The 24,438-nt window shown below is 68.6% G+C and carries 24 protein-coding genes and 1 pseudogene; 9 read left to right on the top strand and 16 right to left on the bottom strand.

The annotated features are described in order from the left end of the window. The first annotated feature begins 156 nt into the window (after window positions 1-156). Complete coding sequence (locus tag AC1DY7_RS19040; RefSeq protein WP_477495249.1) at window positions 157-720, top strand: Rv0361 family membrane protein; 564 nt, start codon at window positions 157-159, stop codon at window positions 718-720. Here the strand turns inward: AC1DY7_RS19040 and mutM are convergent, their stop codons facing one another. The 3 genes from mutM to AC1DY7_RS19025 are packed head-to-tail and all read right to left on the bottom strand — an operon-like array spanning window position 721 to window position 2,829. After that, on the bottom strand, window positions 721-1,590 hold the full coding sequence (gene mutM, locus AC1DY7_RS19035; RefSeq protein WP_477495248.1) for a bifunctional DNA-formamidopyrimidine glycosylase/DNA-(apurinic or apyrimidinic site) lyase: 870 nt from the start codon (window positions 1,588-1,590) through the stop codon (window positions 721-723). It lies immediately after the preceding gene. Next, window positions 1,583-2,275, bottom strand: a complete 693-nt coding sequence (gene rnc, locus AC1DY7_RS19030) for a ribonuclease III (RefSeq protein WP_477495247.1) — start codon at window positions 2,273-2,275, stop codon at window positions 1,583-1,585. Before rnc ends, mutM begins: the two co-directional genes overlap by 8 nt. After that, window positions 2,272-2,829: a YceD family protein gene (locus AC1DY7_RS19025; RefSeq protein ID WP_477495246.1), complete on the bottom strand. Its 558-nt coding sequence runs from the start codon at window positions 2,827-2,829 to the stop codon at window positions 2,272-2,274. Before AC1DY7_RS19025 ends, rnc begins: the two co-directional genes overlap by 4 nt. A gap of 163 nt (window positions 2,830-2,992) precedes the next feature. Here AC1DY7_RS19025 and AC1DY7_RS19020 point away from each other — a divergent pair, with 163 nt between their 5' ends. After that, a complete protein-coding gene (locus AC1DY7_RS19020; RefSeq protein WP_477495245.1) occupies window positions 2,993-4,162 on the top strand; it encodes an LLM class flavin-dependent oxidoreductase in 1,170 nt (389 codons plus the stop codon). Then, window positions 4,159-5,361: an SfnB family sulfur acquisition oxidoreductase gene (locus AC1DY7_RS19015; protein WP_477495244.1), complete on the top strand. Its 1,203-nt coding sequence runs from the start codon at window positions 4,159-4,161 to the stop codon at window positions 5,359-5,361. Before AC1DY7_RS19020 ends, AC1DY7_RS19015 begins: the two co-directional genes overlap by 4 nt. Before the next feature lie 77 nt (window positions 5,362-5,438). Here AC1DY7_RS19015 and sepIVA read toward each other — a convergent pair whose 3' ends face one another. From sepIVA to AC1DY7_RS18980, 7 genes are all read right to left on the bottom strand, one after another. Next, window positions 5,439-6,182: a cell division protein SepIVA gene (gene sepIVA, locus AC1DY7_RS19010; RefSeq protein ID WP_477495243.1), complete on the bottom strand. Its 744-nt coding sequence runs from the start codon at window positions 6,180-6,182 to the stop codon at window positions 5,439-5,441. A gap of 88 nt (window positions 6,183-6,270) precedes the next feature. After that, window positions 6,271-6,747, bottom strand: a complete 477-nt coding sequence (gene coaD / locus AC1DY7_RS19005; RefSeq protein ID WP_477495242.1) for a pantetheine-phosphate adenylyltransferase — start codon at window positions 6,745-6,747, stop codon at window positions 6,271-6,273. Between the two features lie 11 nt (window positions 6,748-6,758). Continuing rightward, window positions 6,759-7,307 (bottom strand): 16S rRNA (guanine(966)-N(2))-methyltransferase RsmD, encoded by a 549-nt coding sequence (gene rsmD, locus AC1DY7_RS19000; RefSeq protein WP_477495281.1) that lies wholly within the window; start codon window positions 7,305-7,307, stop codon window positions 6,759-6,761. After that, entirely contained in the window at window positions 7,304-10,687 is a 3,384-nt protein-coding gene (locus AC1DY7_RS18995) for a pyruvate carboxylase (RefSeq protein WP_477495241.1), read from the bottom strand. Before AC1DY7_RS18995 ends, rsmD begins: the two co-directional genes overlap by 4 nt. A gap of 36 nt (window positions 10,688-10,723) precedes the next feature. Beyond that, complete coding sequence (locus AC1DY7_RS18990; protein WP_477495240.1) at window positions 10,724-11,344, bottom strand: vitamin K epoxide reductase family protein; 621 nt, start codon at window positions 11,342-11,344, stop codon at window positions 10,724-10,726. Beyond that, a complete protein-coding gene (locus AC1DY7_RS18985; protein ID WP_477495239.1) occupies window positions 11,341-12,072 on the bottom strand; it encodes a DsbA family protein in 732 nt (243 codons plus the stop codon). Before AC1DY7_RS18985 ends, AC1DY7_RS18990 begins: the two co-directional genes overlap by 4 nt. 35 nt (window positions 12,073-12,107) lie before the next feature. Next, window positions 12,108-13,196 carry an alpha/beta hydrolase gene (locus tag AC1DY7_RS18980; RefSeq protein WP_477495238.1) on the bottom strand — a complete coding sequence of 363 codons (1,089 nt, stop codon included), beginning with the start codon at window positions 13,194-13,196 and terminating at the stop codon, window positions 12,108-12,110. Here AC1DY7_RS18980 and AC1DY7_RS18975 point away from each other — a divergent pair. The 3 genes from AC1DY7_RS18975 to AC1DY7_RS18965 are packed head-to-tail and all read left to right on the top strand — an operon-like array spanning window position 13,195 to window position 15,239. Beyond that, window positions 13,195-14,034: an aldo/keto reductase gene (locus AC1DY7_RS18975; protein WP_477495237.1), complete on the top strand. Its 840-nt coding sequence runs from the start codon at window positions 13,195-13,197 to the stop codon at window positions 14,032-14,034. The two genes, AC1DY7_RS18980 and AC1DY7_RS18975, sit on opposite strands and share 2 nt — an antisense overlap. Before the next feature lie 5 nt (window positions 14,035-14,039). After that, a complete protein-coding gene (locus AC1DY7_RS18970; protein ID WP_477495236.1) occupies window positions 14,040-14,882 on the top strand; it encodes an aldo/keto reductase in 843 nt (280 codons plus the stop codon). A gap of 33 nt (window positions 14,883-14,915) precedes the next feature. Further along, window positions 14,916-15,239, top strand: coding sequence for an intersectin-EH binding protein Ibp1 (locus tag AC1DY7_RS18965; protein WP_477495235.1), 324 nt, complete (start codon window positions 14,916-14,918; stop codon window positions 15,237-15,239). 7 nt (window positions 15,240-15,246) lie between these two features. On the opposite strand, the pseudogene AC1DY7_RS18960 reads toward AC1DY7_RS18965, so the two are convergent. Further along, window positions 15,247-15,623: pseudogene (locus AC1DY7_RS18960) on the bottom strand (carboxymuconolactone decarboxylase family protein); the annotation flags it as partial. A gap of 110 nt (window positions 15,624-15,733) precedes the next feature. Here AC1DY7_RS18960 and AC1DY7_RS18955 point away from each other — a divergent pair. Beyond that, window positions 15,734-17,377 (top strand): serine/threonine-protein kinase, encoded by a 1,644-nt coding sequence (locus tag AC1DY7_RS18955; RefSeq protein WP_477495234.1) that lies wholly within the window; start codon window positions 15,734-15,736, stop codon window positions 17,375-17,377. A 57-nt stretch (window positions 17,378-17,434) separates the two neighbouring features. On the opposite strand, the gene AC1DY7_RS18950 is transcribed toward AC1DY7_RS18955, so the two are convergent. From AC1DY7_RS18950 to AC1DY7_RS18940, 3 genes are read right to left on the bottom strand one after another with little or no spacing between them, the layout of a single operon-like run. Beyond that, complete coding sequence (locus AC1DY7_RS18950) at window positions 17,435-18,130, bottom strand: HNH endonuclease family protein (RefSeq protein ID WP_477495233.1); 696 nt, start codon at window positions 18,128-18,130, stop codon at window positions 17,435-17,437. Then, on the bottom strand, window positions 18,127-20,340 hold the full coding sequence (recG, locus tag AC1DY7_RS18945) for an ATP-dependent DNA helicase RecG (protein WP_477495232.1): 2,214 nt from the start codon (window positions 20,338-20,340) through the stop codon (window positions 18,127-18,129). The genes AC1DY7_RS18950 and recG overlap by 4 nt, the downstream gene beginning before the upstream one ends. A 2-nt stretch (window positions 20,341-20,342) precedes the next feature. Beyond that, window positions 20,343-21,956 (bottom strand): DAK2 domain-containing protein, encoded by a 1,614-nt coding sequence (locus tag AC1DY7_RS18940; RefSeq protein WP_477495280.1) that lies wholly within the window; start codon window positions 21,954-21,956, stop codon window positions 20,343-20,345. A gap of 211 nt (window positions 21,957-22,167) precedes the next feature. On the opposite strand from AC1DY7_RS18940, the gene rpmB reads away from it, so the two are divergent. Beyond that, window positions 22,168-22,362: a 50S ribosomal protein L28 gene (rpmB, locus tag AC1DY7_RS18935; protein WP_090356937.1), complete on the top strand. Its 195-nt coding sequence runs from the start codon at window positions 22,168-22,170 to the stop codon at window positions 22,360-22,362. A gap of 74 nt (window positions 22,363-22,436) precedes the next feature. Here rpmB and AC1DY7_RS18930 read toward each other — a convergent pair whose 3' ends face one another. After that, window positions 22,437-23,120, bottom strand: coding sequence for a uracil-DNA glycosylase (locus tag AC1DY7_RS18930; RefSeq protein ID WP_477495231.1), 684 nt, complete (start codon window positions 23,118-23,120; stop codon window positions 22,437-22,439). Window positions 23,121-23,147: 27 nt separating this feature from the next. Beyond that, on the bottom strand, window positions 23,148-24,098 hold the full coding sequence (locus AC1DY7_RS18925) for a thiamine-phosphate kinase (RefSeq protein WP_477495230.1): 951 nt from the start codon (window positions 24,096-24,098) through the stop codon (window positions 23,148-23,150). Between the two features lie 93 nt (window positions 24,099-24,191). On the opposite strand from AC1DY7_RS18925, the gene AC1DY7_RS18920 reads away from it, so the two are divergent. Continuing rightward, a complete protein-coding gene (locus AC1DY7_RS18920; RefSeq protein ID WP_477495279.1) occupies window positions 24,192-24,434 on the top strand; it encodes an Lrp/AsnC family transcriptional regulator in 243 nt (80 codons plus the stop codon). Window positions 24,435-24,438: the final 4 nt, after the last annotated feature.

Genomic DNA, 24,438 nt, shown 5'->3' with positions numbered 1-24,438 from the left:
TACCCGCTACGTGCGGTTCCCCGCTGCGGGCCCTACCCCGCGTTAGGGTGAGGTGCAACACCTCCAGGAGCAATCACCGTGACGTATTACCCGCCTTCGGAACCAGGATGGCAGCCGGGGCAACCAGGCTGGGACCCACAGCAGCAACCCCCCGCCGTGCCGTATCCCGCATATCCGCAATACGGCGACCCGCAGTACGGCGCGCCGCCGCAATACGGCTATCCGCCGCAGCAGGGTTACGCCTATCAGTACCCGTATCCGGCGCCGCCCCCGCCCAAGCGCCGCCGCGGCTGGCTCATCGGCGGCAGCATCGCCGCGGTCGTCCTGGTCATCGCACTCGTCATCGGCGGGGTGCTGCTGTTCCGCGCGAACGACACCCCCGCGGTGTCGAAAGACGAATCCGAAATCCAGCAACTGGTCAAGGATTTCAACGCGGCAGGCAGCACGGGCAAGTTCGCCGACATGGCGCAGTACTTCTGTAAGGCAGAGGCCGGGATGTTCGGCGCGCTCGGCCAACTCGGTGAGATCCTCGGGGGCATCGAGGTGCCCAACAGTGCGCCGAAGACCGAGGTGACCGCGACCGACATCAAGGTGCGAGGTGAGGTGGCCTCTGCGCACATGAACGCCGGCGGCCCCTTCGACACCGCCTACTTCCGCAAGGAATCCGGCGAGTGGAAGGTCTGCATGTCCGCGGCGACGGAATTCAACAAGAAGAAGTAGTCAGGTGGCCGAGCGCCGCACGCGTGGCGGCGGTTGGCATTTCGGGCAGTAGAACGACGAGCGGTTCATGAACTTCTCCCGCCGCATCACCGCGCCGCAGCGCCGGCACGGCAGATCCACCCGGCCGTAGGCATCCAGCGAGCGGTCGAAGTATCCCGACTCACCGTTGACATTGACGTACAGCGAGTCGAATGAGGTGCCGCCCTGACCCAACGCGGACGTCATCACCTCGGCGGCCGCGTCGAGCACCGCGGCAAGTTGCTTGCGCGGCAGCCCCGAGGCCAGCCGGCCGCCGTAGATCTGCGCCCGCCACAGGGCCTCGTCGGCGTAGATGTTGCCGATGCCGGACACCACGGTCTGATCCAGCAGCTGCCGCTTGATCTCGGAGTGCTTGCGGCGCAACACCGTTACCACCCCGTCGCGGTCGAAGTCCGGGTCCAGCGGGTCGCGGGCGATGTGTGCGACGGGCAGCGGCACCCCGTCTGCCGCGCCCTCGGGGCCGACCATCTCGGTCACCATCCAGCCCCCGAACGTGCGCTGATCGACGAAGCTCAGTTCGGTGCCGTCATCGAGGACCGTGGCGATCCGCAGATGACCGGGGTTGGGAACCGGCCCCAACAGCATCTGCCCGCTCATACCCAGATGCACCACCAGTGCGTCGCCGCTGTCGAGCGTGAGCCACAGGTACTTTCCGCGCCGGCCGGTGCCCGCAATCGTGGTGTCGCGCAGGCGGGCCGCCAGGTCGGCGGGTCCGCCGTCGTGACGGCGCGCGGCCCGCGGATGCAGCACCTGCACCTCGGCGATACGGCGGCCGACGATGTGGGCGTCCAGTCCGCGCCGCACCACCTCGACCTCGGGGAGCTCAGGCATCCTTGAGGGCATTCCAGGCGGCTGCCGCGGCTTTGAGTTCGGCCTCTTTCTTGGTGCGGCCCACGCCCTTGCCGTGTTCGGCGGCGGCGACCACGACGACCGCGGTGAATTGCTTGTCGTGGTCGGGCCCTTCGGAGGTGACCGCATACGACGGGGCACCCATCCCGCGGGCGACCGTCAGTTCCTGCAGGCTGCTCTTCCAGTCCAGGCCTGCGCCCAGTGTGGGCGCGGTGTCGAGCAGGCCCGCGAACAACCGCAGGATGGCGTCCCGGGCCACGACGTTACCGTGCTCGATATAGATTGCGCCCAAAAGGGATTCGACGCCGTCGGCGAGGATGCTGGACTTGTCGGCACCGCCGGACGTCTCCTCGCCCTTGCCCAGCAGCAGGTACGCGCCCAGGCCGTGCTCCCCCAGCCCGCGGCCCACATCGGCCAGCGCCTGGGTGTTCACGATGCTGGCCCGCAGCTTGGCGAGGTCGCCCTCGGCGCGGTCGGGGTGGCGGTGGTAGAGCTCCTCGGTGATGGTCAGCCCGAGCACCGCGTCGCCCAGGAACTCCAGGCGCTCGTTGGTCGGCAGGCCGCCGTTCTCGTAGGAGTAGCTGCGATGGGTCAATGCGACGGTGAGCAGATCGTCGGACAGCGCGACACCGAGCGAGCCGAGCAATTTGGTGCGGTCGACGGTCACGCCTGCGCCCCGGGGCCCTCGATCTCGTCTTTGAGCGTGGCCAGCTTGGCCCAGCGGGGATCGATCTTCTCGTGCTGATGGCCGGGTTCGGCCGAGGCCAGTGCGATACCGCAGTCCGGGCACAGACCGGCGCAGTCCTCCTGGCAGACCGGGGAGAACGGCAGCATCAGACCGACCGCGTCCCGGATCGGCTGTTCCAGGTCCACCCGGTCGTCGACGACGTGCCCGACTTCGTCTTCCTCGGTGGTCTCCTCGGTGGTGCTGCCGGGATAGGCGAACAGTTCGGTGAGGTCGATGCTCACGTGTCCGGTCACCGGTTCCAGGCAGCGCACGCACTCACCGGTCGTGGGTGCCGACACCGTGCCCGTCACCAGCGCCCCTTCGGACACGGATTGCAACGTCAGGTCCAGCTCCATCGGCGCACCCTCGTCGATGCGGATGAGGTCCAGACCGATCCGGAACGGAGCGGGCACCGTCTCCTGCACCGTGATCATCGAGCCGGGACGGCGCCCCAGCCGCGAGATGTCGATGACGAGGGGATTCGAGGCGGCCATGGCGCTGATCTTACTTTGGTGCGGATCACCGCCGACCGGGGCCGAAACTCGATCACCGAGATTTTTATTCGCCGGCTCCGCTGTGGCCGGTGAGGTCGGTGATGCGGCTCGATCCGCACGGCATCCGGCACGACCGATCGCCGCGGACACCGATACTCGAGCCGTGACTGTGAAGCTGCACTGGTTCCTGCCCACCTACGGCGACAGCCGCCTCATCGTCGGCGGTGGCCACGGCACACCGGCCGGCGCGGCCGGGGGTGACCGGGAGGCCACCATCGACTATCTGGCGTCGATCGTGCGTAGCGCCGAACGGTTCGGCTTCACCGGCGCCCTCATCCCCACCGGCGCGTGGTGCGAGGACGCGTTCATCACCGCGGCCCTGCTCGCGCGGGAGACCACGTCGCTGGCCTTCCTGGTGGCGTTCCGGCCGGGTCTGGTCAGCCCCACCCTGTCGGCGCAGATGGCGGCCACCTTTGCCCGGCACGCCCCGGGGCGCCTGCTGCTCAACGTCGTCGTCGGCGGCGAGGCGCACGAGCAGCGGGCATTCGGTGACCACTTGGACAAGGACGCCCGGTACCAGCGCTGCGACGAATTCCTCGACGTGGTGCGCCGGCTGTGGGCCGGCGAGACGGTGACCCATAAGGGCGAGTACATCGACGTCGAAGAGGCAACCCTGGCGGTCCCGCCGAATCCGGTGCCGCCGTTGTACTTCGGGGGCAGCTCGAAGGCCGCCGGCCCGGTGGCGGCCCGGCATTCGGACGTCTACCTCACCTGGGGTGAGCCGCCCGCCGCGGTCGCCGAGAAAATTGCCTGGATCCGCTCCGAGGCCGAGGCTGCGGGCCGCAAGCTGCGCTTCGGGATCCGGCTGCACACCATCTCGCGCGACACCTCCGAAGAGGCCTGGGCGCAGGCCGACAAGCTGGTCGCCGCCCTCGATGAGGACACCGTGCGCGCCGCGCAGGCCGGGCTGGCCCGCAGCCAGTCCGAAGGCCAGCGCCGGATGCTGGCCCTGCACGAGGCCAACCGGGCCGACGGCACCTGGAACGACGCCCGCAGCCTGGAGATCGCGCCGAACCTGTGGTCGGGCGTGGGCCTGGTGCGCGGCGGCGCCGGTACCGCCCTGGTCGGCAGCCACACCGAGGTGGCGGACCGGATCGCGGAGTACGCCGAGATCGGCATCGATGAGTTCATCTTCTCCGGCTACCCACACCTGGAGGAACTCTTCTGGTTCGGCGAGGGCGTGGTGCCGGTCCTGCGTGAGCGCGGCCTGTTCAACGCCGGCTCCGAGGAGGCGCCCAGCGTGTCGATCCCGTTCGTGGGCTCGGCGCGGTGACGGCGCGCATCCTCGATGCCGACCACGCGCTGACCGTCGCCGCCGATCTGTCGAAAGTCTTCGCCGACGATGCCGGTGCGCGCGACGCGGACCGCCACCTGCCCCATGAGCCGGTGCAGGCCCTCAAAGAGGCTGGGCTGCTTGCCTTGTCGGTGCCCGTCGAACACGGCGGTATCGACGCGCCGGCCTCGGTGATCGCCGAGGTGTTCCGGCTGCTGGCGCACGCCGACGCCTCCCTGGCCCAGATCCCGCACTCGCACTACACCTTCCTCGAGGCGGTGCGGCTGCAGGGCACTCCGGCCCAGCAGGGTTTCTTCTACGCGTTGGTGCTCGACGGCGCACTTTTCGCCAACGCCCAGTCGGAACGCTCGGGACCCATCGATGTCGACGCCACCACGCTGACAGCGACCGACGGCGGCGACTACGTGCTATCGGGGCGCAAGTTCTATTCCACCGGTGCGCTTTTCGCCGACTGGGTGATCGTGCGGGCTTCGCTGCCCGAGAATCCGGCCGAGACCCCGACCTCGTCGACGCCGAAGGCGCTGGCCTTCGTTCCCGCGGACGCGCCGGGGCTGACCGTCGTGGACGACTGGGACGGGATGGGCCAGCGCACCACCGCGTCGGGCACGGTGACACTCGATGATGTCGCGGTGCCGGCCGCGCAGGTGGTGCCGTTCACGCCGATCTTCGGTCGGCCGAGCGTCTACGGTGCGCGGGCGCAGTTGTTGCACACCGCCCTGGATGTCGGGATCGCCACGGCCGCACTGGCCGAGGGCGTTCGGCAGGCCGCCAAGGCGCGGCCCCACTTCGAGTCCGACGTATCGGCAGCCGTCGACGACCCGACGCTGATTCAGGTGGCGGGCAATCTCACCGTGACGGTCCGCGGCGCGCAGGCCCTGCTGACCGAGGCGGGCCGGGCGGTGGACGCCGCGACCGCAGACCTGAACGCGGACACCGCGGCCGAGGCGTCGGTCGCCGTGGCGGTCGCCAAGGTGGCTGCCACCCGGGCGTCATTGGAGGCGTCGAGCGCGTTGTTCGAACTCGGTGGTACCCGCAGCGCCTCGGGCTCGGCGAACCTGTCGCGGTACTGGCGTGATGCCCGCACCCACACGCTGCACGATGCGACGCGCTGGAAGGTGCAGCACATCGGTCGCTACACGCTGTCCGGGACGTTCCCGCCCCGGCACGGCCAGCTCTGAGCATCGCGCCGACGCAAAACTGACGTCATGGTCGCCCCCGGCGAGCGGGAACGACCATGACGTCGGAAACGAGCTGGTTAAGCGGAGCGCGTCACGTAATCGTGGGTGCCCGCGGCGGTCCGCAGCTGGTGGCGGCCGCGACTCACCGAACGCAGGGTGCCGTTGAGGTAGTCCTCGAACTCGGCGAGCTTGCTGTCGACGTAGATGTCGCACTCGCCGCGCAACCGGTCGGCCTCGGCATGCGCGGAGTCCACCAGGCGGGTGGCCTCGGCGGTGGCGGTCTGGACGATCTCGGTCTGCGAGACCAGCCGCTGCTGCTCCTTGATGCCTTCCTGCACGGCCTTCTCGTAGGAGATGTTGCCGTTCTCGATCAGCCGGTCCGCCTCGGACTTGGCCCGGCCGGTGCTGGCCTCGTATTCGCGCTTGGCCGCGGCGTTGATACGCGCCGCTTCCTCGCGCGATTCGGTCACCGTGCGTTCGGCGTGGGCGCGGGCCTCATGCACCATCCGGTCGGCCGCGGCCTTGGCCTCGGACACCATCCGGTCGGCTTCGCTGCGCGCGTGGTTGAGCAGGGAGTCGGCCTCGGCATTGGCCGAGGACACCGTCGAATCGGCGTGCTGGCGTGCCTCGTCGAGCATGCCGTCGCGCGCATCGAGCACATCCTGGGCGTCGTCGAGTTCGCCGGGGATGGCGTCCTTGATGTCGTCGAGCAGCTCCAGGACATCGCCGCGGGGCACCATGCAACCGGCCGTCATCGGCACGCCGCGTGCTTCCTCGACAATTGCACTGAGTTCGTCAAGCGCCTCAAACACTCGGTACACGGCAACACCCTCCAGGCGTAGTTGTTAGTGACCAGTGTGCCTGGTGTTACGCCTGTGACTCGGTTTTGCTGCGGTGTGTCGCGCAGTCCTACCCGCGCAGCTTTGCCTGCAAGCGGGCGTTCACTGGCGCCGGCAGCAGGTCGCTGACGTCCCCGCCGAGGGTCGCCACCTCCTTGGCCAGCGACGACGACACGTATGAGTACTGCGGGGTGGTCGCCACGAAGAAGGTGTCCACGCCGGCGACATGGCGGTTCATCTGCGCCATCTGCAGCTCGTATTCGAAATCGGTGCCGGTACGCAGGCCTTTCACGATGGCGGTCAGCCCACGCTGCTTGACGAAGTCGACCACCAGGCCGCCGCCGGCCTCGACGCGGAGGTTCGACAGGTGCGTCGTCGACTCACGGATCAGTTCGATCCGTTCCTCGACACTGAACATGCCCTTCTTGTTCGGGTTCACCAGCACCGCCACCACGACCTCGTCGAACTGGGCGGCGGCCCGCTCGAAGATGTCGACGTGACCGAGGGTCACCGGGTCGAAGGATCCTGGGCAGACGGCGCCACTCATGTCGGGTGACGTTACGCGATGCCGAACTCCAGGCGGGTGTCGCCGTAACGCCGATCATCGAAGGGTTCCCAGCCCTGCGGCCAGTTCAACGCCGGCCCCCCCGCAGCCCGCTCGACGACGGCGACCGCGCCTGCAGTCACCCACCCCTGCTTCAGCAGGTCGGCCAGCACCGCCTCGAGATCGGCAGCGGCCACCGCGTAAGGCGGATCGGCGAACACCAGATCTGCAGGCCGGGTGGCGCCGCCGGCGAGCACCTTGGCCACCGGCGCACACCGCACGGTGCCGGCGGCCTTCAACGTCGCGATGTTCTCGGTGATCACCGCGGCGGCCTTACGGTCCGATTCCACGAACAACGCGGAGGCGGCCCCCCGGGACAACGCCTCAAGGCCGAGCGCGCCGGAGCCCGCGTACAGGTCGAGCACCGCCGCGCCATCGAAATCCACCCGAGCCGCGAGCACGTTGAACAACGATTCCCGGACCCGGTCGGTGGTGGGCCGAGTCCCTTTGGCGGGCACCGAGATCCGGCGCCCGCCAAAGGCCCCCGCAACGATCCGAGTCAGGTTGCCACCACCACCAGGAGGTCCCCACCCTCCACCTGCGCGGTGGCACTGACGGCCACGCGGCTGACGGTCCCGGCCTTGGGCGCGGTGATGGCGGCTTCCATTTTCATGGCTTCGATGGTGGCGATGGTCTGCCCCGCCTCGATGGCATCCCCTACCGCGACGCCGACGGTGACCACACCGGCGAACGGTGCAGCGACGTGCTCGGGGTTGGCCTTGTCGGCCTTCTCCGCGGCCGGGACTTCCGCCGCCACCGACTCGTCGCGCACCAGCACCGGGCGCAGCTGCCCGTTGATGATGCACATGACGGTGCGCATACCGCGCTCGTCGGGCTCGGAGATGGCCTCCAGCCCGACGATCAGGTCGACGCCCTTCTCGATCTGGATGCGGTGCTCGTCGCCGTGGCGCAGGCCGTAGAAGAACTGGTTGGCGCTCAAACCCGATGTGTCGCCGTACAGTTCGCGATGCGCCTCGAACTCGCGGGTCGGTCCGGGGAACAGCAACCTGTTCAGGGTGGCCTGACGCAACGCGCCGGGTTCGGCCAGGACCTTCTCGTCCTCCGCGGCCAGCGCGACCTCCGGCTTGACCGGTGCACGGCCTTCAAGGGCCTTGGTGCGCAACGGTTCCGGCCATCCGCCGGGCGGGTCTCCGAGTTCGCCTCGCAGGAACCCGATCACCGAGTCCGGGATGTCGAACCGGGCCGGATCCGTGGCGAAGTCATCGGCGCTGGCTCCGGCGCCGACCAGCGCGAGCGCCAGATCCCCCACCACCTTGGACGACGGCGTCACCTTGACCAGGCGCCCGAGCACCCGGTCCGCGCCGGCGTAGGCCCCTTCGATCTGCTCGAACTGGCCGCCGAGTCCCAGCGCGATGGCCTGCTGCCGCAGGTTCGAGAGCTGACCGCCGGGGATCTCATGGGTGTACACCCGCCCTGTCGGGGCGGGCAGGCCGGACTCGAACGGCGCGTAGACCCTGCGCAGCGCCTCCCAGTAGGGCTCCAGGGCGCAGACCGCATCCAGCGACAATCCGGTGTCGAAGGAGGTGTGCGCCGCAGCCGCCACGATCGAGGACAGCGCGGGCTGACTTGTGGTGCCCGCCAACGGCGCAGCCGCGCCGTCCACGGCCGACGCGCCGGCCTGCCAGGCCGCGGTGTAGGTGGCCAGCTGCCCACCGGGGGTGTCATGGGTGTGCACGTGCACCGGCAGATCGAACCGTGACCGCAGCGCCGACACCAGGGTCGCGGCCGCGGGCGGCCGCAGCAGCCCCGCCATGTCCTTGATGGCCAGCACATGCGCCCCGGCGTCGACGATCTGCTCGGCCAGGTGCAGCCAGTAGTCCAGGGTGTAGAGCGTCTCGGCCGGATTCGACAGGTCACCGGTGTAGGACATCGCCACTTCGGCCACCGCAGAACCGGTTTCGCGCACGGCATCGATCGCGGGCCGCATCGAATCGACGTTGTTCAGCGCATCGAAGATGCGGAAGATGTCCACGCCGGTGCGGGTGGCCTCGTCGACGAACGCGCTGGTGACGGTCTCCGGGTACGGCGTGTAGCCCACCGTGTTGCGCCCTCGCAGCAGCATCTGCAGACAGATGTTCGGGATCGCCTCACGCAGCGCGGCCAGCCGCTCCCACGGATCCTCCTTCAGGAACCGCAGCGCCACATCGTAAGTCGCCCCACCCCAGCATTCGATGGACAACAGCTCCGGCATGGTGTGTGCGACATAGGGTGCCACCTTCACCAGCCCGGAGGTACGGACCCGCGTCGCCAACAACGACTGGTGCGCATCCCGGAAGGTGGTGTCGGTGACGCCGACGGCCGGCGAGTCGCGCAGCCAGGTGGCGAACCCGGCGGGGCCCAGCTCGACGAGGCGTTGCTTGCTGCCGTTCGGGGGCGGTGTGGACAGGTCGACTTCGGGCAGCTTGTCCTGCGGGTAGACGCGTTCGCGGTCCCGATCCGGTGAGTTGACCGTCACCTCGGCGAGGTAGTTGAGCATCTTGGTGCCGCGGTCGGCGGGAATGTGCGCCGTCAGCAGCTGAGGCCGGTCGTCGATGAACGACGTGGTGACCCGGCCCTCGCGGAAATCGGGATCGTCGATCACCGCCTGCAGGAACGGGATATTCGTCGACACGCCGCGAATGCGGAACTCGGCGAGCGCACGCTTGGCCCGCGCCGCCGCCACGCTGAAGTCGCGGCCCCGGCAGGTGAGCTTCACCAGCATCGAATCGAAGTGCGCGCTGATCTCGGCACCCAGGTTGGTGCCACCGTCGAGACGGATACCCGCGCCACCCGGGGACCGGTAACCGGTGATCCGGCCGGTGTCGGGCCGGAAACCGTTGGCGGGATCCTCGGTGGTGATCCGGCATTGCATGGCCGCGCCACGGATCTGCAAGGAATCCTGGCGCAATCCGAGATCGGCCAGCGTCTCCCCCGCCGCGATGCGCAGCTGCGAGGACACCAAGTCCACATCGGTGATCTCCTCGGTCACCGTGTGCTCCACCTGGATGCGCGGATTGCACTCGATGAACACGTGGTGGCCGCGCTCGTCGAGCAGGAATTCGACCGTGCCCGCGCAGAAGTACCCGATGCCGCGTGCGAAAGCGACTGCGTCCGAACAGATCTTGTCCCGCAGCTCCTGGCTGAAGTTGGGCGCGGGCGCCAGCTCGATGACCTTCTGGTGGCGGCGCTGCACGCTGCAGTCGCGCTCGAAGAGGTGGATCACCTCACCGGTGGCATCGGCCAGGATCTGCACCTCGATGTGACGCGGGTTGAGTACCGCCTGCTCGAGGTACACAGTCGGGTCACCGAAGGCCGACTCGGCCTCCCGGGATGCCGCCTCGATGGCCTCGGCCAACGCCGACGGTTCCACGACGCGGCGCATGCCGCGGCCACCGCCGCCGGAGACCGCCTTGACGAACAGGGGAAATTCCATGTCCGCGGATGCCGCGACCAGCTCCTCCACCGACGCCGACGGCGCCGACGAGGCCAGCACGGGCAGCCCGGCCTCGCGCGCCGCGTCGATCGCGCGGGACTTGTTGCCCGTCAGCTCCAGCACGTGCGCACCGGGTCCTACGAAGGTGATGCCCGCGCGCGCACACGCCGCTGCGAGTTCCGGGTTCTCCGAGAGGAAGCCGTAACCCGGGTACACCGCGTCCGCCCCGGCGTGCTGGGCGACCCGGATGATCTCGTCGACCGTCAGGTACGCCCGCACCGGATGGCCGACCTCGCCGATCTGGTAGGACTCGTCGGCCTTCAACCGGTGCGGGGAATTACGGTCCTCGTAGGCGTAGACCGCCACGGTGGCGATGTCGAGTTCGTAGGCCGCCCGAAACGCACGAATGGCGATCTCACCGCGGTTGGCTACCAAGAGTTTGGAAATCACGAGGTGAACCCTAACTTTCCCGCCGTAACCCCGGTGTTACAGAAGCGTTGACCAGTAATTCCAGAATCTCACCATGATCATCAGCAGAAGTGAGATAAACCAGAGCGCCACCAGCGACCAGCGCCATTGGTAGACGATGCGGGCGACGCCGTTGGTGGCGGCCTCCGCTCGCAACGCGATGGACACGGCCACCACGAACAGCGGAATGGTCACGGCCCACACCACCATGCAGTACGGGCACAGCGCCCCGATCCGGTACAGGCTCTGGAAGATCAGCCAGTGGATGAACACCACGCCCAGGGCGCTGCCGATCGCCAGTCCGATCCAGTACCAGCGCGGCAAGGTGACCCTGCCGACCGCGAGCACGCCGGTGACCAGGACGACGCTGAACGCGACGATGCCGATCAGCGGGTTCGGGAAGCCGAACGCCGAGGCTTGCGGGGTGATCATCACCGATCCGCAGGACAGCACCGGGTTGATGCTGCACGACGGCACATAGGCCGGGTTGATCAGGATCTCGATCTTCTCGATCGTCAACGTCAGTGCCGCGGCCAGCCCGGCGATGCCGGCGATCAGGACCCACCAGGCGCTCGCGGGGCGAACGCCGTCGGCGACCGCCTCCACTTCGGCGGAGTCGGTAGAAGCGGCTGTCGTCACGACATCCCCGGCACGTCGCCGACGATCTCCTTGACCTTGGCGACCAACGCTTCGGGAGTGCTGAACTGGTAGTCCTCGCCGTTGATCCGGACTGTCGGCGTGGAGTTGATCTTGGAGGCCTGTGCCAGACCCTGGACCAGGTCGACGTACTTGCCCTTGGTGACGCAGTCCGGCACCTTGCCCGCTGCGCCGGCCTGGCGCGCCGTCTCGATGATCTGTTCGTTCGTCGGGAAGGTCTGCGCGGTCTCGTTCGGCTGCTGCGCGTACATCGCGCCATGGAAACGCCGGAACGCGTCGACGGACTCGTCGGCCACGCAGTAGGCGGCGCCACCCGCACGCGACGGGAAGTTCTGGTTACTCGGTGCGTCGAGGATCGCGACCATGTAGTAGTCCGCGGCGACGGCCCCGCTGTCGATGAGCTTGTTCACCGTCGGGCCGAACTGCTTCTCGAAGGCGCCGCAATGCGGGCACAGGAAGTCCTCGTAGAGCGACAGCACCGCCTTCGGTTCGGAGGTGCCGTCCTTGGTGACCAGCTTGCTCGACGTCACCCGGACCGACTTCGCCTCGCCCGAGGTCGGTTTCGTCTCGCCGTTCGTCACGATGTAGAAGATCAGCGCAAAGGCGAACACGGCGACGACCGCGACCAATCCGATCTGGATCAACAGATTGCGCTTACGGTCGGCGGCCTTGAGGTCGTAACTGGCCTGACGTTTGGGTTTGTTCGCCACGGAGTGCAGCTTACCGGCGTCCCTGAGCGGGCTTCTCAGGTCCGGCTCAGATGCGCCCGCAGCGCCGACGTCAGGTCGGCGATGGCGGCCTCGCTGCCGCCTCCGAGCGGGAAGAAATTGGCGAACGCATGCACCAGCGAGCCGTACTCCCGCCAGTCGACGGGTACCCCGGCCGCGGCCAGCGCCTGCGCGTAGGCGCGGCCCTCGTCGCGCAGCGGATCGAAGCCGCCGGTGGCCACCAGTGCCGGTGCGAGTCCGGACAGATCGGCCGCTCGGGCCGGGGACACCCGCGGATCGGCGACGTCGATGCCGCTTCCGCCGAGGTAGTGCTCGTGGAACCAATCCATATCGGCCTTGCGCAGGAAGTAGCCGTCGGCGAACAGCGTCTTGGACACGGTGGTGCTGCCGAAATCGGTGATCGGGTACAGCAGGAGCTGCAGCACCGGCTGCCGTATCCCGTCGGCACGAGCGGACTGGGTGACCACGGCGGCGAGGTTGCCGCCGGCGCTGTCACCGCCCACGGCCACCCGGTCGGGATCGGCGCCGAGCTCGGTGGCGTGCTCCAGCGCCCAGCGGTAGGCCGCGTACGCGTCGTCGGCCGCGGCGGGCGCCTTGTGTTCGGGCGCCAACCGGTAGTCGACGGACAGCACGTGCACGTCGGCGTCGTGGCTGAGGCGGCGGCACAGGGCGTCGTGGGTGTCCAGGCCACCGATGGCGAAACCGCCACCGTGGAAGAAGACCAGCAATGGTGCGCCCGCGTCGGCCCGGTAGTGCCGGACCGGGAGCGGGCCACCGGGGCCGGGAAGCGTGAAGTCGCGAACCGGTACGACGATCGGGGTGCCGAACGCGGACGCGACGCTGTCGAGTTGGGTCCGCGCGACCGTCACGTCCGGACTGGCGACCAACCCGCCCACCTTGGACAGCTGTTGCGCGGAGAGCATCAGCTGCAAGGTCGTGTCCAGTGTGTTGCCGTCGACGACGACGACGGAGCGGCGACCGAGGAGCAGCCGCTTGAACGGGTCGGAAATTCTAGCCATCACCGGCACCCCTGCGCGGCTGGCTGCACCGGCGATGAGCAGTCGGGCCCGCCCCGGACCCCGATCTGCTGGCAGACTTTGCGTCATGGCTCCCCCCACACAACCCACGATCCTGCTGAACGACGGCAATTCGATTCCCACCGTCGGGTTGGGAGTCTGGCAGACGCCGCCGGACGAGACGCAGCGCGCCGTCGAAGCCGCCCTGTCGACGGGCTACCGGCACATCGACACCGCGGCCGTCTACGGAAACGAAACCGAGGTTGGGCACGCCATCAAAGGGTCCGGCGTAGCACGCGAAGACGTGTTCCTGGTCACCAAGCTGTGGAACGCCGAGCAGGGCTACGACAAGGGGCTGGCGGCGTTCGACACCAGCGCCGAGCGCCTCGGAGTCGACTACGTGGACCTCTACCTCATCCATTGGCCGGTCCCCGAGGCTGACCTGTTCGTGGATTCGTTCAAGGCCCTGGCGCATCTACGTGAACAGGGCCGGGTCCGGTCCATCGGGGTGAGCAACTTCGCGCCCGAACACCTGCGCACGCTCATCGAGCGCACCGGGATCGTGCCCGCCGTCAACCAGATCGAACTGCACCCGCGGCTGCCACAGCAGGAGCTGCGCGAGGTGCACGCCGAGCTGGGTATCGCCACCGAAGCGTGGAGCCCGCTGGGCCAGGGCGGGCTGCTCGCCGACCCGGTCGTGGTGACGGTCGCGCAGGCGCACGGAAAAACTCCGGCACAGGTGCTGATCAGATGGCACATCCAACTGGGTAATATCGTCATCCCGAAGTCGGTAAACCCTGACCGGATTGCGAGTAATTTCGACGTGTTCGATTTCGAACTGAGCGAGCAGGACGTCGCATCCATCGACACGCTCGACAACGGAGCGCGACTGGGGCCCGATCCACGCACGTTCAATTTCACAGGGTAGGTGACATGACCTCGGCCGCTGCGGTGCCCAATGTCGGGCTCAGCGATGACAACACGATTCCGGCGCTGGGTATCGGCGTCGGTGAGCTTTCCGACTCCGAGGCCGAGCGCGCCGTCTCGGCCGCACTGGAAATCGGTGTGCGCCTTATCGATACCGCCGCCGCGTACGGCAACGAAACGGGCGTCGGACGCGCCATCGCCGCCTCCGGGATTCCGCGGGCCGAGATCTTCGTCACCACCAAACTGGCCACCGGCGATCAAGGCTTCCAGTCCAGCCAGGAGGCCGCCAAGGCCAGCCTGGAACGCCTCGGCCTCGACTATCTGGACCTCTATCTCATCCACTGGCCGGGCGGGGACACCAGCAAGTACGTCGACAGCTGGGGCGGCTTGATGCGCCTACAGGCCGCCGAAAAGCTGACCAGGTCCATCGGCGTCTGCAACTTCGGCGCCGAAGAGCTGTCGACGATCATCGACCTGACCTACAACAGTCCGGTGGTCAACCAGATCGAGCTGCACCCACTGCTCAATCAGGCGGCGCTGCGCGCGGTCAACGCCGATCGCAACATCGTCACCGAGGCCTACAGCCCGCTGGGCGTGGGCAAGCTTCTGGACAACCCGGCGATCACCGGCATCGCGGCCGAGTACGACAAGACCCCGGCCCAGGTGCTGATCCGCTGGAGCCTGCAGTTGGGCAACGTGGTGATCCCGCGCTCGTCTTCGGCGGAGCGCATCGCGGAGAACTTCGACGTGTTCGACTTCGAACTGTCGGCCACGCACATGGACGCCCTGAGCTCGCTGGACGACGGCACCCGGTACCGCCCGGATCCGGCGACCTACACCGGCACGTAGTCGGCCCCCACCGTTCAGGTGACGTCCATCCCGATGGAGTTACCTGCAACGGTGGGCTTTTCGTTGCAGGCGCTGGCGACAGCCGTCGGTGTGACAGCGGCCGCCGCGGCGTTTCCGGTTGCTGCGGCGGCACCGCCGGTCCATTGTCCAGCGGGTGAGGCCGAAGACTTGTTCACCGGGGTGTGCATGCCTCATATCGTGCCGAACTCGCCGCAGATCACCTTCGGCTCGGGGCCCAATCCTCTACCGGAGGTGGACGGCGTCCCGTGCACCGGACAGAACTCCTACGAGTGTCTCGGTCTCGCCGAGGAACCTCCGACGCCGTCGCCCTCGCCGACATCCAAGATCGGGCGCTGACACGAGCTCAGCTCTCGGCCGCCCATTCGTCGCGAGCGCGCAGTTTCTGTTCGCTGATCACCTGGTTCAGGTGCGAGGCCTTGGGCCAGCCGTAGTGCGCCGCGAAATGCAGTGCCAGCTCATCCATTTCGCCGAACGACAGATCTCGCCGAAGACGAAGTTGAGGATGCCGGCCCCTTGGTAGGGATTGTCGCGGTCCGGCGCGAAGGACAGGCAGTTGATGTCCCGAAAGGCCTGCTCGCCCACCGCGAGTCGGTCCTCCGGATCACTCGGGGTCGACAATGGGAGCAACGCTTCGGGCGACGGCACCTGGGTGCCCCGCTCACGATGGATGCGCTCCTATTGTTCGTCGACCGCCATGGTGAAACGTGACGGCTTGGGCCAGCGAGATCGCCATCACCGACATCCTGCCCACCCTGGACCGCACGGCGTACTGGATGGCCAGGGGTTACGACTCGACGCGCTGACGACGGTCCGCCGACTATGGTGAGGCCGTGGAAGGAACGCCGTTCGGCCGCTACCGCCTGGTCAGGGTGCTGGGCCGGGGCGGGATGGGCGAAGTGTGGCAGGCCTACGACACCGCGATGAACCGCGTGGTCGCCCTGAAGGTGCTGCCCGCCAACCTCGCCGACGACGACACGTATCAGCGCCGTTTCCGCCGCGAGGCGCAGATGGCCGCCGGCCTCGACGAACCCCACATCGTCCCGATCCACGACTTCGGCGAGATCGACGGCCGCCTCTACGTGACGATGCGGCTGATCGACGGCAAGACCATCCATGAGCTTCTCGAAGACGGTCCGCTCTCACCCTCACGGGCCGTCGCGATCATCGAACAGATCGCCGCCGCACTCAATGCCGCGCACCGCGTCGGACTGGTGCATCGCGATGTCAAACCGTCGAACATCTTGGTCACCGACGAGGATTTCGCCTACCTGATCGACTTCGGCATCGCCCGCACCGCCGGGGCCACCAAGCTGACCAGCACCGGCTCGACGATCGGCACCTTGTCCTATATGGCGCCCGAGCGGCTGTCCACCGACAGTTCCGACGCCCGGGCCGACGTGTACGCGCTGACTTGTGTGCTGCACGAATGCCTGACGGGATCCCAGCCGTTTCCCGGCGACAGCGTGGAGCGCCAAATCGCCGGGCACCTCACCCTGCCGCCGCCGCGTCCGTCGACGATGCGGGCCGGTATCCCGTCCCCGCTGGATCAGGTCATCGCCACCGGCATGGCGAAGAACCCCGAGCATCGGTACGCCACCACCCGGGATCTGGCGATCGCCGCCCGTGCCGCGCTATCCGGACCGCCCGCGCCCGCTGCGGCGGCGACCGCACACCAGCAGCCGACCGCCGCGGCACACTGGCCGCCACCAGCTCCGCCCACGCCTGTCCCCTACCCGACGACACCGCCACCGCATCAGCAGTGGCCGGGGGCCCAGGCTCCGACCTGGCAGCAGACGGCCCCGTCCGCGCAGCCGTGGTGGCGCGGCCCGGCGATCCTCATTCCGATCGGGCTATTCATCGTCGCCGTCATCGCGGTGGTCGCCATCGTCCTGATCGTCGGCGGGGATTCCGGGAAACCGCCCGGTCAACAGGTCGCCGACCCCACCACCAAACGGACATCCGCCCCCGCCAGCACGAAACCGACCACCCCGCAGACGAATTCGTCGACCCCGCCGACGGCATCGCCATCACCCGCCGGCCCGGCCGAACTGCAGACCGCCGATGGGCTGGCAGCCCTACTGGAGACCATCCGCGGGAAGTTCGCCGACACCATGGGTTTCCAGATGGTGGTCTATCCGACCTACGCCGTCCTGGACCGGGTCGATCCGACGAATTCCCATGTGGAACACAGCTACATGTACCGGGGTGACAGCTGGCAGGAGTGGGGTTCGGCCACCTCGACGAGTTCGTTCGACGTGCTGGCCGACCTCGGCGCCATCAACGTGCCCGCGGTGGCCGCCACCCTGGCCGATGCGCCCATGAAGCTCGGTGCGCCCGACGGCAGCGGTGTGTACCTGATCGTCGAAGGCTCAGAAGATGGCGGACTGGAACTGGCTGTCCATTCGACTGCGCCGGGTACCGGTTTCATGCAGGTGAACGCCGACGGCAGCATCAAGCAGGTGTTCCCGCCATAGCGTCCATTCGCGCCTTCGATGGCACGGTCTGGGCGCCAACGCCTGGGTTACGTGCCGCTAGCCCGTTGGGCAGCCGGCCGCCGCATCCCGCAGCACCGCGGCCGAAGGCATGTCGACCGGCAACCCGTAACCGCGCAACACCGCGGCGAACTGCACCGCGTACTGACACCAGAACGCGTGATTGGGCGGCATCCAGCGCGCCGGTTCGGCGTCGCTCTTGTCCTGATTGGCTTGTCCCTCAACGGCGATCAGGTTGGCGGGGTCGTTGGCGAAACGCAGCCGCAGAGCGTCGGTCCAGGAGCGCGCCCCCAGATCCCAAGCGAGAGCCAGCGGGACGATGTGGTCGATCTGCACGGCGGCGCCGATCTGGTTGCCGCGCATGAACGCCACCGGTAGATCGGTGTACGGGTCGTGCAGGGTGCCGGTGGCCACCGCCTGGGGGCAGCGCTTGATGGCCACGTAGGTCTTGTCGACCAGATCGCGGTTGAGGATGTCGTTGCGGGTGTCGCAGCCGTTGTGACCACCGGGGGCGTCGTTGCCGTCGTCCCACGCGTCGCCGAAGGCCGCGCGGCGGTAGTCGTGCCCGCGGATCCGGGCCGGGAGTTCCGGGATCCCGGCCAGAATGTCGACACCCGGTGCGACGGTCGGGATATCGGCATAGGCCAGGCTGTCCGCGTCGGCGCGGGTGAGCACCTGTACGGCGACGACGACCGCCAGCACGACCCCGGCCGCCAGTGGCCAGAGCCGTCTCACGACATGTCCAGGTACTGGACTCGCTCGGTATCGGTGAATTGGGCGGCCAGTACGTCCAGCCCGGGCTGGCGGGGACTGTCCTGATAGGCAGCCTGACAGAATTCGCGGGCAGCTTCGATGATGTGCTGATGGTCGGCCAGGGACAGGAACCGCAGGGTCATCCGCCTGCCGGATTGGCTGTAGCCCAGCACATCTCCCTCGCGACGCTCCTGCAGATCCAGGTCTGCCAGGGCGAAACCGTCGAGGGTGCCCGCCACCGCCCGCAACCGGTCGGCGGCCTTGGTGGACTCCTTCGTCCGCGACACCAGCAGGCACAGGCTGGGATGTTCGCCGCGACCGATGCGGCCCCGCAACTGGTGCAACTGACTGATGCCGAACCGTTCGGCGTCCATCACCACCATGACGGTGGAGTTGGGCACGTCGACGCCGACCTCGATGACGGTGGTGCACACCAGCACATCGATCTCGCCGGACCGGAACGCGCTCATCACCGCGTCCTTCTCGTCACCGGAGAGCCGGCCGTGCATCAATCCGAGCCGCAGCGTGGACAACGGGCCGCTGCGCAGGAACTCCAGCAGTTGCAGCACCGTGATGGGCGGCGGACCCTGTTCGTCCGAATTCTCGGACTCGTCGATGCGGGAGGCCACCACATAGGCCTGCCGGCCGGCGGCCACCTCCTCGACGATGCGCGCCCACACCCGGTCCAGCCAGGCCGGTTTGTCGGTGGTGAACACGGCGTTGGTGGTGATCGGCTGACGCCCCCTGGGCAGCTCGCGCAGCACCGAGGTCTCCAGATCCCCGAACACGGTCAGGGCGATGGTGCGCGGGATGGGCGTGGCCGTCATCACCAGCAGATGCGGGGTGATGCCCCCGGTTGCTTTGGCCCGCAGTCGGTCTCGCTGCTCAACGCCGAACCGGTGCTGCTCGTCGACGACCACCATGCCCAGCCGGTGGAATTCGACGGACTCCTGGATGAGGGCATGGGTGCCGATCACGATGCCCGCGGCGCCGGAGGCGATCTCCTCGCGGACTTCGCGCTTCTGCTGCGGGCTCATCGACCCGGTGAGCAGCGCCACCCGGGTGGCGTCCTCGGGGGCGCCGAGTTCGCCGGCGGTGGCCAGCGGCCCGAGCACGGAACGCACCGAGCGCGCGTGCTGCACGGCCAGCACCTCGGTGGGGGCCAACAGCGCACACTGGAATCCCGCGTCGACCGCCTGCAGCATCGCCAGCACCGACACGATGGTCTTACCGGAGCCGACCTCACCCTGCAGCATCCGGTTCATCGGCCGGGTGTCGGCGAGGTCGGCGGAGATCACGTCGAGCACCTCGTGCTGGCCGCCGGTCAGCTCGAACGGCAACTGGCGCAACAGCGCCGCGGCCAGACCGTCGTCCCGCTTCGGGGTCTCGGGCCCCGTCTCCCCGAGTTCGCTGTAGCGCCGCGACACCAGCGCCCACTGCAGGCCGACGGCCTCGTCCACGGCCAGCCGCTCCTGCGCACGCGTGCGTTCGATCGCGTTCTCCGCCAGGTGGATGGCACGCAGCGCGCGATCCTCGGAGATCAAATCCCATTGCTGCACAATATTTTCCGGCAACACCTCAGGAACCGGGTCGAGGACGGCAAGCACCTGGCGCACACACCCGTAGACGTCCCAGCTCTGCACTTTCGCGCTCGCCGGGTAGATGGGAAAGAACTCGCGCTCGAAGGCTGCCAGCAGATCGTCGCCCTCCGATGCCTCGGCGATCGACTTCAACGACTTGGTACCGATGGTGCGCCCACTCGGGGAGTCGAGCACCAGGAACGCCGGATGGTCCAACTGCACCGTCTGGCGGAAGAACTTCACCTCGCCCGACATCATCAGCCGGGTGCCCTCCGTCAGATCCTTGATCAGGTAGTCGGCGTTGAAGAAGGTCGCGGTGACCTCGGGGCGGCGGTTGCCCAGCGTCACCCGCAGATACTTGCGCGCCCGTTTACCCGGTTGGGCGCGCATCGGTTTGGCCACCGCTTCGGTGATGACGTCGACGAGGGTGACGTGATCGCCGGCGTTGAGTTCGAGTTCCTCGCCCTCGCCGCTGACCGACATGCCGTCGCTGTATTTGCGCGGGAAATGTCGCAGCAGGTCGCCGACTGTCTGCAGCCCGAAGGCTTCCTCCAATTTCCCGGCGGCCTTGGCCCCCAGCACATTGACCAGTCGGTCCCCGAGTGCGACCACGACTATTCCACCCCGATCAGCAGCGCGTCCCCGTGGTGGTCGGTGCGGTAACTGACCACCTCGGCGCCGAGGTGCCGCTCATGCACGTGCCTGCGCAGCTGCTCACCCACCGTGTCGTCCACCCCCGCGCCGATCAGCACCGTCACCAGTTCTCCACCCGAGGCCAACAGGAGATCGACCAAACCCGTTGCGGCCAAGGCGATGTCGTGCGCCACGATGAGCACCTCGTCGCCGGTGATGCCGAGCCCGTCGCCGGGCTTGCATGCACCCGCCCATGTCAGCGCCGACTCCGTGGCCAACCGCACCGATCCGTGCCGGGCCCCTGCCGCGGCGCGTGCCATGGCGTAGCCGTCGTCGACGGTGTGACGGCCGGCGTCGTGCACCGCCAGTGCCGCCAGGCCCTGCACCATGGATGCGGCCGGGACCGGAACGACGTCGATGCCCCACCCGGTGGCCGCGGTGCAACCGGCGACCAGTTCCTCGGCGGCGACGAAGCCGTTGGGTAACAGCATCACCTGCGCGGCGTCGGCCTCGACGAGCGCGCGCAGCAACTGCTGGGCACTGACCGGGTGCCCGGGATCGGGCCGCAGCACCCGGGCGCCCTCGCCGGCGAACAGACCGGCGGCGCCGTCGCCGTCGACGACCGCGAGCACGGCGCGGTCCCGGGACCGGTGTGCGTGCGGACGCGCGCCGGCGAGCGCGGTGATCTGGATCCGGCTGAGCGCACCGGCCGCGAGCCCCGCCTCCACGGCCCCGCCGGCATCGTCGGTGTGGACATGCACCGAATAGCTGCCCGCGGCTCCGCTCGAGGCGGCCGCGGCGATGGCCACCGAATCCCCCAGCCCGTCGAGCGCGCCGCGCAAGCGGTCGACCCGGCTCTGGCTGCTGCCACTGAGCAGGTACATCACCTCGAACTGGGGCGTCGCCGCACCGGTGGCGACGTCGGCGTGCGCGGTGGCGGCCGGTTCATAGGTCTGCCGACTCGGCGCGGCACCGGTGAGGGTCGCGGTCATGGCGTCCAGCAGCACCAGCAGCCCCCGGCCACCGGCATCCACCACGCCGGCCTCGGCCAGCACATCGAGTTGGTCGGGGGTCTTCTCCAGCGCGACCGCTCCGGCGTCGGCGGCCGACGCGACCACCACGTCCACGGGTGCTCCCGACGCGGCCGCGTCCTCTGCGGCGGCGGCCGCGGCCTGCAGCACCGACACGATGGTGCCGGGAATCGCCTCTCCCATCGAGGCCACCACCAGGCCTTCGGCCCGACGCAACGCCTCGGCCAGCGCTGTCCCGTCGATCTCGGTCAGGGACCGCCCTGCGGTGACTTCGGCGAGACCACGCAGGATCTGCGAGAGGATCACCCCGGAGTTGCCGCGGGCGCCGTGCAGGGCGCCGTCGGACAGTGCCGCGGCGAAGGCGGCCACATCCGCCCGGTCGGCGCGGTCGTCGGCCCACACCACCGCCGAGCGCATGGTGAACAACATGTTGGTACCGGTGTCGGCATCGGCGACCGGGAAGACATTGAGAAGGTTGATCTCGTCGGTGTGGGTGATGAGGTGCCCGACGGCGTTGTGCGCCCAGTCCCGCAGGCCGGATGCGTCGAGCCGAACTACCGGAATGGCGGCCACCTCACCTCCTCAGACGCACATGCAGACCGCGCCAGCCTAGCCATCGCGCCCGACAATCCGATGCGCTGCTGCACAGGTTGTGGACCGTTTTGGTGATCCGTCGCCCCGGCCGGTATCCTGGTCAGGTTGTCGGGTCGACTCGCGACGCTTTTTGGCGGCGCAGCATCTAGACCCCCAAGTACTGATACAAGGAGTTCTCGATATGGCTGCCGTGTGCGATATCTGCGCGAAGGGCCCCGGCTTCGGCAAGTCGGTGTCGCACTCGCATCGTCGGACCAACCGTCGTTGGGATCCGAACATCCAGACCGTGCGTGCCGTTGCCCGCCCCGGTGGCAACAAGCAGCGCCTCAACGTGTGCACCTCCTGCCTGAAGGCGGGCAAGGTCGCACGCGGCTGATCCCAGCCACACTTTGCGTCGATAGGCCGGTGGACTTTTGTCCGCCGGCCTATTTGCGTGCGCTCAGGGGAGGTTTAAGGCAGCCGCCAGTCGATCGGTTCTGCCCCCATCCCACTCAGTAGTTCGTTCGTCCGGCTGAACGGCCGGGAGCCGAAGAATCCGCGGGACGCCGACAGCGGCGACGGGTGCACCGACTCGATGACGGCGCAATCGCCCTCGGCGAGCATCGGCTTCAGCGTGGCGGCGTCGCGCCCCCACAGCACCGCGACCAGCGGCTGCGGCCGGGCCACCAGGGCCCGGATCGCCCGTTCGGTGACCGCCTCCCAGCCCTTGCCGCGATGCGAGGCCGGCGTGCCCGGCCGCACCGTGAGCACCCTGTTGAGCAGCATCACGCCCTGTTGTGACCACGGGGTGAGATCACCGGTCGCGGGCACGGGATACCCGAGGTCGGTGCTGTACTCGTTGAAGATGTTGCCCAGGCTGCGCGGCACCGGCCGGACGTCGGGTGCCACCGAGAAGCTCAGACCGACGGCATGGCCCGGAGTCGGGTACGGATCCTGGCCGACGATCAGCACCCGCACCGCCTCGAACGGAAAGGTGAACGCCCGCAACACGTTCTCGCCGGCCGGCAGGTAGCGGTGCCCGGCGGCCAGTTCCTCGCGCAGGAATTCCCCGAGTTGGGTGATCTGCGGGGCCACCGGCTCGAGCGCGCGCGCCCACCCCGGTTCGATCAGGTCAGTCAGAGGGCGTGGTGTCACGAGCGCCAAAACTAGCGTGCCCGGTGCTCAGAACGACTGCCAGCCCGCGCTTCCGTGCCACGACTCACCGTCCAGCTTCACACCGGCGGGCCCGTCCAGGACCCGCCCGATGGTGCGCCAACCCGGCGGCGGGGACCCGGCGAAGGTGGCCACCAGCGCGTGATCCTCACCGCCGCCCAGCACCCAGTCCCAGGCGTCATCGCCGGTCGCGGCGGCCACCGGGGCCAACGCGTCGTGGTCGGCGCGCAGCGCGGGCGAGGACAGATCGATACGCACTCCAGAGGCCACGGCGATGTGACCCAGGTCGGCCACCAACCCGTCGGACACATCGGTCATCGAGCTCGCCCCCGCCCGTGCGGCCTCGGCTCCCTGCCCATACGGTGGCTCGGGCACCAGGTGCCGTCGGCGCAAGGCCTCGGGTCCGCTGATGCCCTTGAGCCACAACACATATCCGGCCGCCGAACGGCCGAGTTCGCCGGCCACCGCGACGATGTCACCGGGCCGTGCGGTGTCGCGACGGACGGGTTCGCGGCCGCCGAGGTCGCCGAGCACCGTCACCGACACCACCCAGAGCGGGGCGCTCACCAGGTCACCCCCGGCGATGCCGGCCCCGAATTTCGCGGCCTCGGACCACATTCCGTCACTGAGCCGCACCGCGGCGTCCGCGCTGGTGTGCGCGGGGGCACCGAAAGCCACCACGAACGCGGTCGGGGTGGCGCCCATCGCCTCGGCGTCGGCGGCGTTCTGGGCGATCGCCTTGCGACCGATGTCGAACGGGTCCGACCAGTCCAGCCGAAAGTGCCGGTCCTGCACCAGCATGTCGGTCGACACGACGGTGCGCCCGTCACCGGTCAGCACGACCGCCGCGTCGTCACCGGGGCCCAGCTCCACCGCGGGTGGTTGCGCACGCCCCGCGACGAGCCGGTCGATGACGGTGAACTCGCCGACCTGCGCGAGGGTGGGTTCACTGTCCGTCATCTCACCCGCCTCCACCCTGAACAGTCCCGCGACCTGCGGTACGTTTGGTCCCTGCGGCGCAGAGTCTATGTAGTGGAGCGGAGGGAACACCCGGTGGTGGAGGCATTCATGCTGATTCAAACCGAGGTGGGCCGCGCCGAGGTCGTCGCCAAACAACTCGCCGGGCTCCCCGGGGTGCTCTCGGCCGAGTACGTGACCGGCCCCTACGACGTGGTCGCCCGAATCAGCGCCGCCGGCCTCGGCGAACTGCATGACACGGTGGCCGCCGGTATCCAGCAGGTGACCGGTATCACCCGGACCCTGACCTGCCCGATCGCCGACGGGGTCGCCCCCTAGCATT

The organism is Mycobacterium sp. P2_H7, assembly GCF_056403275.1.
This window is presented reverse-complemented; position numbering and strand designations above follow the sequence as displayed.